8 protein-coding genes and 1 pseudogene are annotated in these 12256 nt (G+C 66.7%); 3 read left to right on the top strand and 6 right to left on the bottom strand.

Features of this window, described 5'->3' with window-relative positions; translation table 11 throughout:
• Window positions 1-164: 164 nt before the first annotated feature.
• The 6 genes from ACE039_RS25855 to urtA all read right to left on the bottom strand — a co-directional run bounded on the left by ACE039_RS25855 (window position 165) and on the right by urtA (window position 6214).
• A complete protein-coding gene (locus ACE039_RS25855; protein ID WP_485823696.1) occupies window positions 165-578 on the bottom strand; it encodes a DUF2946 domain-containing protein in 414 nt (137 codons plus the stop codon).
• A 76-nt stretch (window positions 579-654) separates the two neighbouring features.
• Entirely contained in the window at window positions 655-1353 is a 699-nt protein-coding gene (gene urtE, locus ACE039_RS25860; RefSeq protein ID WP_310031058.1) for an urea ABC transporter ATP-binding subunit UrtE, read from the bottom strand.
• Between the two features lies 1 nt (window position 1354).
• Entirely contained in the window at window positions 1355-2194 is an 840-nt protein-coding gene (gene urtD, locus ACE039_RS25865; protein ID WP_448709548.1) for an urea ABC transporter ATP-binding protein UrtD, read from the bottom strand.
• The gene (urtC, locus tag ACE039_RS25870; RefSeq protein WP_105558348.1) at window positions 2191-3318 is read right to left on the bottom strand and encodes an urea ABC transporter permease subunit UrtC; all 1128 of its coding nucleotides are present in this window, start codon (window positions 3316-3318) and stop codon (window positions 2191-2193) included. Before urtC ends, urtD begins: the two co-directional genes overlap by 4 nt.
• The gene (gene urtB, locus ACE039_RS25875) at window positions 3315-4946 is read right to left on the bottom strand and encodes an urea ABC transporter permease subunit UrtB (RefSeq protein ID WP_485823697.1); all 1632 of its coding nucleotides are present in this window, start codon (window positions 4944-4946) and stop codon (window positions 3315-3317) included. Before urtB ends, urtC begins: the two co-directional genes overlap by 4 nt.
• 14 nt (window positions 4947-4960) lie before the next feature.
• Window positions 4961-6214 carry an urea ABC transporter substrate-binding protein gene (gene urtA / locus ACE039_RS25880; protein WP_313460322.1) on the bottom strand — a complete coding sequence of 418 codons (1254 nt, stop codon included), beginning with the start codon at window positions 6212-6214 and terminating at the stop codon, window positions 4961-4963.
• A 372-nt stretch (window positions 6215-6586) separates the two neighbouring features.
• Here urtA and atzF point away from each other — a divergent pair, with 372 nt between their 5' ends.
• From atzF to ACE039_RS25895, 3 genes and pseudogenes are all read left to right on the top strand, one after another.
• Entirely contained in the window at window positions 6587-8422 is a 1836-nt protein-coding gene (gene atzF / locus ACE039_RS25885) for an allophanate hydrolase (RefSeq protein WP_485823698.1), read from the top strand.
• A 26-nt stretch (window positions 8423-8448) separates the two neighbouring features.
• On the top strand, window positions 8449-12081 hold the full coding sequence (gene uca / locus ACE039_RS25890) for an urea carboxylase (protein WP_485823699.1): 3633 nt from the start codon (window positions 8449-8451) through the stop codon (window positions 12079-12081).
• Window positions 12078-12256: pseudogene (locus ACE039_RS25895) on the top strand (GntR family transcriptional regulator); the annotation flags it as partial. The gene uca and the pseudogene ACE039_RS25895, both read left to right, overlap by 4 nt.

Here is a 12256-nt window from a genome sequence, read left to right on the forward strand (position 1 = left end):
GTACCCCGCCGGTAGCAGGCAGGGCAGGCGGGATCGCAAGGCCGTTCGCAGGGATCTGGATGACGGCACGCGACCTGGCGCGTAAAGCGCGAACGTAACGTGCCGACGGCGAAGGCGGGCAGGCGCGGACAGGTTCCGCCGTCAGGCGGCAGTGCTGCGCCGACTTAGTTCGCGGGCGGTGCGCGCGGCTGGGCCGCGCTCCAGGCATGAAGGGGATTGGCCGCCAGGAAGAACAGCGGCGGGTAGGTGATGGCGCGGCCGATGGGGGCGGGCAGCACCGGCACGGGCGCGGGCAAGATGCCTACGCCGGCCTGCGGGTTGCGGCAAAGCGGACAGTGGTGGCCATCGCCATGGGCGTCGGCCTGGCTGCCGTCGCTGCCATCGCGCGGCACTTCCAGCGTCAGGCCGGACTGCGTGTCGCCGTCGCTGACGCAGTAATCGACGCTGATGCGAAGCGTGTGGTGACCGCCTGGGGACAGGCTCAGGGCATGTGCAAGCGACGGCGCCAACGACGCCCACAGAATCGCGGCAAGCGCGATCCACAGGGTGGGGCGGGTCAGGAATGAAGCGAAGCACATGGAGCCGGATTATATCGGAGCAGATCGGCCATCCGCACGCGATATCCCGGCCTGCCTGCGGCATTTCGCCGCAGTTTCACACCGACAGGTGCCGACGCACGTCCTCGCCGTCGATGGCGCTGCGGTCGCCGCTGGCCACCACCTCGCCGCGCGAGAGCACGACGAACTGGTCCGCCAGCTCCCGGGCGAAATCGAAGTACTGTTCGCACAGCAGGATGGCGATGTCGCCCCGTTGGCGCAGCATGTGGATCACCCGTGCGATGTCCTTGATGATGGACGGCTGGATGCCTTCGGTCGGCTCGTCCAGGATGATGAGCTTGGGCTCGGCCACCAGCGCCCGCGCGATCGCCAGCTGTTGCTGCTGCCCGCCGGACAAGTCGCCGCCGCGCCGCGACAGCATGCTCTTTAGCACCGGGAACAATTCAAAGACATCTTCCCGGATGCGGCGCGCGCGCGACGCGGGCTGAGTCGCCATGCCCATCAAGATGTTCTCTTCCACGGTCAGGCGGGCGAAGATGTCGCGGCCTTGCGGCACATAGGCGATACCGCGCGCGGCGCGTTGATGCGGCGCCAGGCGGGTGATGTCGGCGCCGTCGAACACGATGTTGCCGCTGGCGACGGGCAGCACGCCCATCACGCATTTCAGCAGCGTGGTCTTGCCGACGCCATTGCGGCCCAGCAGCGCCAGGCATTCGCCTTGCGCCACCGACAGCGATACGCCGCGCAGCGTATGGCTGCCGCCGTAGTATTGGTTGATCGTGCTTACGTCCAGCATGTCAGCGCCCCAGATAGACTTCGATCACGCGCGGGTCGGCCTGCACCTTGCTCATCGGCCCTTCGGCCAGCACCGAGCCTTCATGCAGCACCGTCACCTTGCCGTCGCCCGCGATCTGGTTGACGAAATCCATGTCGTGTTCCACCACCATCAGCGAGTGCCGTCCGCGCAATTCGTTCAGCAGTTCCCCCGTGCGTTCGGTCTCGGCGTCGGTCATGCCCGCGACCGGTTCGTCCAGCAGCAGCAGTTGCGGTTCCTGCATCAGCAGCATGCCGATCTCGAGCCATTGCTTCTGGCCATGCGACAGCAGGCCCGCGGGCCGCCATACCTCGGAGCGCAGCCGGATCAGGTCCAGCGTTTCGCCGATCTTGTCGGCCTGCTCGCCCGTCAACCGCGAAAACAGCGTGGGTCGCACGCGCTTGTCGGTCTTCATCGCCAGTTCCAGGTTCTCGAAAACGGTGTGCTGTTCGAACACCGTCGGGCGCTGGAATTTGCGGCCGATGCCGGCATGCGCGATCTGCGCCTCGTTCAAGGTCGTCAGGTCGATGCTCTGGCCGAAGAAAGCGGTGCCCGCCGTGGGACGGGTCTTGCCGGTGATCACGTCCATCATCGTGGTCTTGCCCGCGCCGTTGGGGCCGATGATGCAACGCAGCTCGCCCACGCCGATATCCAGCGTCAGGTCGTTCAGCGCCTTGAAGCCGTCGAAGCTGACCGTGATGCCTTCCAGGTAGAGGATGGCGCCGTGGCTGGTGTCCAGGCCCTTGGGGCTGACGCGGCCGTAGCCGGCTTCACCGCTGGGGCCGCCTTCCAGCGCGGCGGATTCGATGTGCGTGCTGGTCATGCCTTGTTCTCCTGGAAGCGGGCCGCCACGCGGCGGGCCAGGCCGACGATGCCGGTGGGCAGGAACAGCGTGACCAGCACGAAGATCAAGCCCAGCGCATACAGCCAGTATTCCGGCAGCACGCTGGTGAACCAGGTCTTCAAGCCGTTGACCGCGCCGGCGCCGATGATGGGGCCGATCAACGTGCCGCGTCCGCCAGTGGCTACCCAGATGACCATTTCGATGGAGGTCTCGGTGGACATCTCGCTGGGGTTGATGATGCCGACCTGCGGCACGTACAAGGCGCCCGCGATGCCGCACAGCACGGCCGACAAGGTCCACACGAACAGCTTGAAACCTAGCGGGTCGTAGCCGATGAAGCGCAGCCGGCTTTCGGCGTCGCGCACCGCCGTCAGCACGCGGCCCAGCTTCGATTGCGTGACCAGGCGCGCCAGGACCAGGGCGCCGGCAAGCGCCGCCAGCGTGATCCAGTACAGCGCGGCGCGCGTGCCCGGCGCCGTGATGTCGAAGCCCAGGATGCGCTTGAAGTCGGTAAAGCCGTTGTTGCCGCCGAAGCCGGTATCGTTGCGGAAGAACAGCAGCATCGCGGCAAAGGTCAGCGCCTGCGTGATGATCGAGAAGTACACGCCTTTGATGCGTGACCGGAAGGCGAAGTAGCCGAAGACGAAGGCCAGCACGCCCGGCACCAGCACGACCAGCAGCATGGCGTACCAGAAGTGTTCGGTGAAGGACCAGTACCAGGGGTAGCTTTTCCAGTCCAGGAACACCATGAAGTCGGGCAGGTTGCTCTGGTAGACGCCGTCGCGGCCAATGGCGCGCATCAGGTACATGCCGTGGGCGTAGCCGCCCAGCGCGAAGAACAGGCCGTGGCCCAGCGACAGGATGCCGGCGTAGCCCCACACCAGGTCCAGCGCCAGCGCGGCCATCGCGTAGCACATGAACTTGCCCAGCAATGCCACGGCATAGGCCGACACGTGCAGCGCATGGCCTGGCGGGAACACCAGATTCAACAGGGGCAGCAGCGCAAGCAGGGCGACGGCCACCGCCAGCGCCGTCCAGACGCGGCCCGAAAACAGGGGGCGTCGGGCCAGCAGGTTCAGATCGGTCAGCGCGGTCTGTTTCATTCAACGCTCCGGCCGCGGGGGGCGAACAGGCCTTGCGGCCGTTTTTGGACAAACAGCACGATAAGCACCAGGATGGTGATCTTGGCCATGACGGCGCCCGCGTAGGGCTCCAGGAATTTGTTGACGCCGCCCAGGCCCATCGCGGCGATGACGGTGCCGGCCAGCTGGCCCACGCCGCCCAGCACCACCACCATGAAGGAATCGACGATGTAGCCGCGGCCCAGGTCGGGGCCCACGTTGCCCAGCTGCGACAGCGCCACGCCGGCCAGCCCGGCGATGCCCGAGCCCAGGCCGAAGGCCAGCATGTCCACGCGTCCGGTGGGCACGCCCACGCAGTCGGCCATGCGCCGGTTCTGCGTGATGGCCCGCACGAACAGGCCCAGCCGTGTGTGGTTCAGCAACACCCACACCAGGAACACCACGAAGAAGGCGAAGCCGATGATCACCAGCCGGTTGTAGGTCAGCACCAGCCCGCCCAGCACGGTGATGCCGCCGGACATCCAGCTGGGATTGCCCACTTCCACGTTCTGCGCGCCGAACAGCGTGCGCACGCCTTGCATCAGCATCAGGCTGATGCCCCAGGTGGCCAGCAGCGTTTCCAGCGGGCGGCCGTAGAGCCAGCGGATGACGGTGCGTTCCAGCGCCATGCCGACCAGCGCCGTGATGGCGAAAGCCAGTGGCAGCGCGGCCACCACATACCAGTCCAGCCAGCCTGGCAGCCACGCGCGAAACAGCGTCTGCACCAGGTAGGTCACGTAGGCGCCAATCATCAGCAGTTCGCCGTGCGCCATGTTGATGACGCCCATCAGGCCGAAGGTGATGGCCAGGCCCAGCGCGGCTAGCAGCAGCACGCTGCCCAGGCTGATGCCGTAGAAGAGGTTGCCTGCCCATTCGATCGTGGCCAGATGGCGGTCGATCTGCTTTAGCGCGTTGACGGCGGCTTCGCGCACGCCGGCATCCGGTTCGGCGTACACGCCGCCCTGTTCCTGCGTCAGCGCGGCAAGCGTCGGGCGGAAGGCGGCGTTGCGGGTCTCGCCCAGCAGTTCCACGGCGTGGCGCCGCTTGGCGGGGTCGGTGCTTTTTAATTCCAGGTTGGCCTGCGCGATCAGCAGCGCGTCGCGCACCGCCTCGTTCTTTTCAGACGTCAGCGCTTTTTCCAGCATCGGCAGGCGCGCGGGATCGCCGGTCTGCTGTAGCCGGCGGGCGGCGGCCAGGCGTTCGTCCGGCTTGTCCGAAAACAGGCGGGAGCCCGCCAGCGCCGCTTCGATGGCGCGGCGCAGGCGGTTATTGATGGTGACCGTGCCGCTGCCCGCAGGCAGGTCGACGGATGCGCCGGTCACGGGATCGGTGGCGCGCGCACCGCCCGTGCCAACCAGCACGCGGCCGTCGGCCGTTGCATAGAGCTGGTCGTTGCCCAGCGCTTGCAAGACCGCGGCGGCCGCGGGTTCAGGCAGTTGGCCCAACGCGGCAATCGCTTGCAGCTTGGCGTCGGTGTCGTCGCCGGCCAGCGGCGCAAGCAAGGCCGGGTCCACGCCGGCCGCCGCCGCGGGCGCGGTCAGCAACGGCACGGCAAGCAGCCATGCAAGAAGGAAACGACGCAAGAAGTGTGCGATTGCCGCGATATGCATGGCTGCTGTTCCGCTTAGAGGCCTTGCTTGCTTTCGTTGCCCGGGATGTACGGGCTCCAGGGTTGGGCGCGGATCGGGCCCTTGCTTTTCCACACCACGTTGAACTGGCCGTCCGCCTTGATTTCACCGATGTAGACGGGCTTGTGCAGGTGGTGGTTGGTCTTGTCCATTTCGATGGTGTAGCCGTCAGGCGCGTTGAACTTCTGGCCGCCCATCGCCGCGATCACCTTGTCCACGTCGGTGGTCTTGGCCTGTTCCACCGCCTGCTTCCACATGTGGATGCCGACATAGGTGGCTTCCATCGGGTCGTTGGTCACGACCGTGCTGGAATTGGGCAGGTTCTTGGCCTTGGCATAGGCTTTCCACTTCTTGATGAACTCTTCGTTGACCGGGTTCTTCACCGACTGGAAGTAGTTCCAGGCAGCCAAATGGCCGACCAGCGGCTTGGTGTCCACGCCGCGCAATTCTTCTTCGCCCACCGAGAACGCCACGACCGGCACGTCGGTGGCCTTCAGGCCGGCGTTGCCCAGTTCCTTGTAGAAGGGCACGTTCGAATCGCCATTGATGGTGGAGATGACGGCCGTCTTCCCGCCCGTGGCGAACTTCTTGATGTTGGCCACGATGGTCTGGTAATCGGAATGGCCGAACGGCGTGTAGACCTCGTCGATGTCGCTGTCCTTGACACCCTTGGAGTGCAGGAACGCGCGCAGGATCTTGTTGGTGGTGCGCGGATAGACGTAGTCGGTGCCCAGCAGCACGAAGCGCTTGGCGCCGCCGCCGTCTTCGCTCATCAGGTATTCGACGGCCGGGATCGCTTGCTGGTTGGGCGCCGCGCCCGTGTAGAACACGTTCTTCTCAAGCTCTTCGCCTTCGTACTGCACGGGGTAGAAGAGCAGGCCGTTCAGTTCCTTGAAGACCGGCAGCACCGACTTGCGCGACACCGACGTCCAGCAGCCAAACACCACCGCCACTTTGTCCTGCGACAGCAGCTGGCGCGATTTTTCGGCAAACAGCGGCCAGTTCGACGCGGGGTCCACCACCACGGCTTCCAGCTTCTTGCCCATCACGCCGCCATTGGCGTTGATTTCGTCGATGGTCATCAGCGCAACGTCCTTCAGCGACGTTTCCGAGATGGCCATGGTGCCCGACAGGGAGTGCAGGATGCCGATCTTGATGGTGTCTTCGGCGGCGAGTACCTGCGGCATCCACCCGGTCATGGCCAATAGGCTCACGGCGGTCAGTTGCTTCAAGGCTAGTCTGCGTTTCATGGTGACTCCTGGATGGAATGTGCCGGCTTGGCCGGCAGGAACGATCTGAACAACACCCGACAACCTGGACTTCAAAGCAAAAGGCATGCCAACTGCGCGGCGCGTGGCGTGCCGCTGTATGAAAAGGGGGTGTTTACGCGAAGGCGCAGAGACCGAACATGGCAAGCGGGCGCGGATCAAAACAGTGCCGCGTGCACAAAACAGGTGCGTCGTCTGCCCGGATACGGTGCGGATGGGCGGGCGCGGAGCGGGCCGCAAAAGCGTGGCCGGAACGATCTGGCCGGGGCCGCCAGAGGGGAAACGCAAAACTCGGCCAACATGGCACGGCGATTGCTTGGGAATCCGTACTTGTATACAAGAAAGGATTCCATCATGAATGCCGCAGCAACGCAGAAGCACACCGCCGGTTGGACGATTGCGCAATGGCAAACCGCCTACCGCGACGGCGGGGCGCAGCCCGAAACGTTGTTGGCGGATTACGCCGCCACGCCCGACGACCCGGCGGACAACGCCTGGATACGGCGAGTGGACCGCGCCACGCTCGACGAGCAACTGGACGGACTGCGGTTGATGCGCGAGGCGGCTGGCGGCGACATGTCGCGCCTGCCCTTGTACGGCGTTCCCTTCGCAATCAAGGACAACATTGACGCGGCCGGTTGGCCGACCACCGCGGCATGCCCCGAGTTTGCCTATACGGCGGGCGAGGACGCGACGGTGGTGCAGCGTTTGCGCGCCGCTGGCGCCATCCTCGTGGGCAAGACCAACCTGGATCAGTTCGCGACCGGACTGGTCGGCACGCGGTCGCCACATGGCGCCGTGGCCAACACGTTCAACCCCGAATACGTCAGCGGCGGTTCCAGCTCTGGATCGGCATCGGTCGTGGCGCGTGGCCTGGCGGCGTTTTCGCTGGGCACGGATACGGCGGGATCCGGCCGCGTGCCGGCGGGGTTCAACAATATCGTCGGGTTGAAACCGACCAAGGGCTGGCTCAGCACGGCGGGCGTGGTGCCCGCCTGCCGCACGCTGGACTGCGTGTCGATCTTTGCGCTGACGGTGGCCGACGCCGCGCTGGTGGCGGAAGTGGCCGGCGGCTTCGACGAACGCGATCCGTATTCGCGCGCCATGCCGGCCGGCGCATCGCTACCCTGGCCGACGGCGCCCCGGATCGCGATTCCGGCCACGCTGGAATTCTTCGGCGACGCGCAAGCCGCCGCCGCGTTCGACGACGCCGTGCGGGCCTTGCAGGCAGCCGGCGCCGAAGTGGCCGCCATCGACTTCGCGCCGTTCAACGAGTTGGCGGCGCTGCTGTATCAAGGCCCGTGGGTGGCTGAACGCTTTGCCGCGGTCGAGGCGTTGTGGAAGGACACGCCGGAAGTCATCAATCCGGTGGTGCGCGGCATCGTGGAGCAGGCGGCGAACTACAGCGCGCTGGACGCGTTCAAGGCCGAATACCGCCGCGCCGACCTGACGCGCGCGATTCATCAATCGCTGGCGGGTTTCGACGCGCTGGTCGTGCCGACGTCTCCGTCCATCTACACCATCGCGCAGTTGGAGTCGGACCCGGTGACCTTGAACTCGCGCCTGGGCGTCTACACCAACTTCGCCAACCTGGCGGATCTGTCGGCGCTGGCCGTGCCAGCGGGCATGCGCGCCGATGGCCTGCCGTCGGGCATCACGTTGATCGGGCTGGCCTGGCGGGACCGTGCCCTGGCGCAGTTCGGCAAGCATTGGCAGGCGCAACGAGGCCTGCCGCTGGGGGCCACCGGCGCGCCATTGCCCGCCGAGGTCGCGCGGGATCAGGCGCCCGCCGACACAGTGCGCGTGGCCGTGGTGGGCGCGCACCTGACGGGCATGCCGCTGAACCATCAATTGACTTCGCGCCACGCGGTATTGGCCGAGAAGACCCGCACCGCGGCCGACTACCGCCTGTACGCCCTGGCCAACACGACGCCGCCCAAGCCTGGGCTGGTCAAGTCCGAGTCCGGCGCGCCCATCGAGGTGGAACTGTGGGATGTGCCGGTGACGGCATTCGGCGCGTTCGTCGCCGAAATCCCCGCGCCGCTGGGCATCGGCACGCTGGAGCTGGAAGACGGCCGCCTGGTCAAGGGATTCATCTGCGAGCCGCGCGGCCTGGATGGCGCGCGCGACATCACCGCCTTTGGCGGCTGGCGCGCCTATCTGGCCAGCCTGAACGCCACCCCCCGATAACCGCCAGACCCCAAGGGAGTCGCATCGTGTTCGATACCGTTCTGATTGCCAACCGCGGCGAAATCGCCGTCCGCGCCATCCGCACCTTGAAGCGGCTGGGCATCCGCAGCGTGGCCGTTTATTCCGACCCCGATCGCAACGCCGCGCACGTGCGCGAAGCGGACGTGGCCGTCGCGCTGGGCGGCGAGAAGGCCGCCGACAGCTATCTGCGCATGGACCTGCTGCTGGCCGCGGCCCGCGAGCACGGCGCGCAAGCCATCTATCCCGGCTATGGGTTCCTGTCCGAAAGCGCCGAGTTCGCCGACGCCTGCGAAGCGGCGGGCATTGCGTTCGTCGGCCCCACGCCGCTCCAGATCCGCGAATTCGGGTTGAAGCACCGGTCGCGTGAATTAGCGGCCGAAGCCGGCGTGCCGATGACGCCCGGCACGGGCCTGCTGGCCAGCCTGGGTGAAGCGCTGTCCCACGCCGAACGCATTGGCTACCCCGTGATGCTCAAAAGCACGGCGGGCGGTGGCGGCATCGGCCTATCGCGCTGCGACAACGAAGCCGAACTGACGGTGGCGTTCGACAGCGTACAGCGCATGGGCGAGCATTTCTTCCGCGACGGCGGCGCGTTCATCGAACGCTATGTGGACAACGCGCGGCACGTGGAAGTGCAGATCTTCGGCGATGGGGCGGGGCGCGTGCTGGCGCTGGGCGAGCGCGACTGCTCGGTGCAGCGGCGCAATCAGAAAGTCATCGAGGAAACGCCGGCGCCCTTGTTGCCGGCCGCGACTCGCGCCGCGCTGCTCGCGGCGGCGGTGCAGTTGGGCGAGTCGGTAAGTTACCGGTCGGCGGGCACGGTGGAATTCATCTATGACCCCGCGCGCGACAGCTTCTATTTCCTGGAGGTCAACACCCGCCTGCAGGTGGAGCATCCGGTGACGGAAGCCGTGACGGGCCTGGACCTGGTGGAATGCATGCTGCGCGTGGCCGCGGGCGAACCGCTGGACATCCCCGCGATGTCGCGCGCCCCGCAGGGCGCGTCGATCGAAGTGCGGCTGTATGCCGAAGACCCGCTGCGCCAGTTCCAGCCGTCGCCCGGCGTGCTGACCGAGGTGTCGTTCCCCGACGGTGTGCGGGTGGATGGCTGGGTGGCCACCGGCACCGAAGTGCCGGCCTTCTACGACCCCATGCTGGCCAAGCTGATCGTGCATGCCGATACGCGCGAAGCCGCGCTGGACAAGCTGGCAGACGCGCTGGCCCGCACGCGTCTGCACGGCATCGCCACCAACCTTGACTACCTGCGCCAGATCGTCGCCGACGAGCGTTTCCGCGCCGGCAAGCTGTCCACGCGCTTCCTTGAGAGCTTCGCCTACCGCCCCGCCGCCGTCGAAGTGCTGGAAGCCGGCACCTATACCAGCGTGCAGGACTATCCCGGCCGCGCCGGCTATTGGGACATCGGCGTGCCGCCGTCCGGTCCGATGGACGACTACGCCTTTCGGGTGGCCAACCGCATCGTCGGCAATGCGCCTGACGCGGCCGGCATCGAGGCCACGCTGGTCGGCCCCACGCTGCGCTTTCACGGCGACACGATCGTGGCGCTGACGGGCGCCGAGTGCGCCGCCACCCTGGATGGCGAACCGGTGCCGATGTGGCAACCGATCGCGGTACGGTCGGGGCAGGTGCTGGCCACCGGCCGCGCGCTGTCGGGCTGCCGCAGCTATCTGGCCGTGCGCAACGGCCTGGACGTTCCCGTCTACCTGGGCAGCCGGTCGACTTTCGCGCTAGGCCAGTTCGGCGGGCACGCCGGCCGCACGCTGCGGGTGGGCGATATGCTGCCCGTGGTGCGGCCCGAGCTGGGCGGGGCGCAAGCACCCGTGGCTGCGCCGCAGGGGGCGCCAGCCGAGATGGTTCCCGTTTACGGCAACACGTGGCAGATCGGCGTGCTGTACGGTCCGCATGGCGCGCCCGACTTCTTCCAGCCGGAAGCCATCGAGACCTTTTTCGCTGCCGATTGGGAGGTGCACTACAACTCCAACCGGCTGGGTGTGCGCCTGATCGGGCCGAAACCGACCTGGGCCCGCGAGAACGGCGGCGAGGCCGGCTTGCATCCGTCCAACATCCACGATTGTGAATACGCCATCGGCAGCATCAATTTCACCGGCGACAGCCCCGTCATCCTGACGCGCGACGGCCCCAGCCTGGGCGGTTTCGTCTGCCCGGTCACCATCGCGCGGGCCGAGCTCTGGAAGGTCGGACAGGTCAAGCCGGGCGATCGTATCCGCTTCGTTCGCATCGACTACCCCGAAGCGGTCGCGCTGGAAGCCGCGCAGGACCAGAGCGTGGCGGCCCTGTCGGCGGTGGCGCCGGCATCGACCGCGCCCGCGCCGGTTCCCGCGACCGCATCCGAGACCATCGTCGCGGCGCTGCCGGCGGCTGGAACGCGGCCGTCGGTGTCATACCGCCAGGCGGGCGACGGCTACCTGCTGCTGGAGTACGGCGATAACGTGCTGGACCTGGCGTTGCGCATGCGCATCCATCTGCTGATGGAGGCGCTGAACGCCGAGCCCATCGCGGGCGTGCAGGAATTGTCGCCGGGCGTGCGGTCGCTGCAGATCCGCTACGACAGCCGGGTGATCCTGCAAGGCGCGCTGATCGCTCGCTTGCTGAAAATCGAAGACAGCCTGGCCGACGTGGCAACCCTTAAGGTTCCCACGCGGGTCGTCTATCTGCCGATGGCCTTCGAGGATTCGGCGACCTTGGGCGCCGTGCAGCGTTACCAGGAAACCGTGCGCGCGAACGCCCCGTGGCTACCGAATAATGTGGACTTCATTCAGCGCATCAACGGCCTGGCCAGCCGCGACGACGTTCGCGACATCGTGTTCGATGCCCGCTACCTGATCATGGGGTTGGGCGACGTTTATCTGGGTGCGCCTTGCGCCGTGCCGATTGATCCGCGCCACCGCCTGCTGACGTCCAAGTACAACCCCGCCCGCACGTTCACGGCCGAGGGCACCGTGGGCATCGGCGGCGTGTACATGTGCATCTACGGCATGGACTCGCCGGGCGGCTATCAGTTGGTCGGCCGCACCTTGCCCATCTGGAACAAGTTCCTGAAGAACCCCGTGTTCCAGGATGGCAAGCCCTGGCTGCTGCGCTTTTTCGACCAGGTGCGTTTCTATCCGGTGACGGAGGCTGAACTGGACGTGCTGCGCGAAGATTTTCGTGAAGGCCGGGCCACGGTCCGCATCGAGGAAGAAGTGTTCGACTTCGCCGCGCACCAGCGCTTTCTGCAGGAACAGGCCGACAGCATCGCCGTGTTCCAGACGCGGCAGAAGAGCGCGTTCGACGCCGAAGTGGCGCTGTGGAAAACGGAAGACACGGTGGTCGAGGCCACGATGGCGGAACCCGAGCCCGAGACGGCGCTGCGCGAAGGCGAACGCCTGGTCAGCGCCGATATGTGCGGCAACATCTGGAAGATTCCGGTCCAGGTGGGCCAGAGCGTATCGGCCGGCGACACGCTGGTCGTGGTCGAGGCAATGAAGATGGAGCTATCCGTCATCGCGCCGGCATCGGGCACCGTCACCGCGATCCGCTGCATGCCCGGCAAACCGGTCAACGCGGGCGATCCGCTGATCGTGCTGGCCGAAGACAGCACCTGCACCGTGGCGGGATGATGCGCCTGGAATCCGTCCAAGTCAGCCCGGCCATCCGGCAGACGCCGGCGCTGGCCGGGTCGCTGGCCGACCAGGTCTATCAACGCATCAAGGATGATCTGTTCGACTTCCGCATGTTGCCCGGTGAACGCTTTACCGAGGCCGATCTGGTGGCGCGGCTGGGCGTGGGCCGCCC

The sequence above is a fragment of the Achromobacter maghribensis genome, assembly GCF_057334215.1.

Excerpts from the sequence above, each read along its gene's own strand:
- urtE (WP_310031058.1), bottom strand. The coding sequence starts at position 1,353 with ATGCTGGACGTAAGCACGATCAACCAATACTACGGCGGCAGCCATACG.
- urtA (WP_313460322.1), bottom strand. The coding sequence starts at position 6,214 with ATGAAACGCAGACTAGCCTTGAAGCAACTGACCGCCGTGAGCCTATTG.
- urtC (WP_105558348.1), bottom strand. The coding sequence starts at position 3,318 with ATGAAACAGACCGCGCTGACCGATCTGAACCTGCTGGCCCGACGCCCC.
- atzF (WP_485823698.1), top strand. The coding sequence starts at position 6,587 with ATGAATGCCGCAGCAACGCAGAAGCACACCGCCGGTTGGACGATTGCG.
- urtD (WP_448709548.1), bottom strand. The coding sequence starts at position 2,194 with ATGACCAGCACGCACATCGAATCCGCCGCGCTGGAAGGCGGCCCCAGC.
- ACE039_RS25855 (WP_485823696.1), bottom strand. The coding sequence starts at position 578 with ATGTGCTTCGCTTCATTCCTGACCCGCCCCACCCTGTGGATCGCGCTT.
- urtB (WP_485823697.1), bottom strand. The coding sequence starts at position 4,946 with ATGCATATCGCGGCAATCGCACACTTCTTGCGTCGTTTCCTTCTTGCA.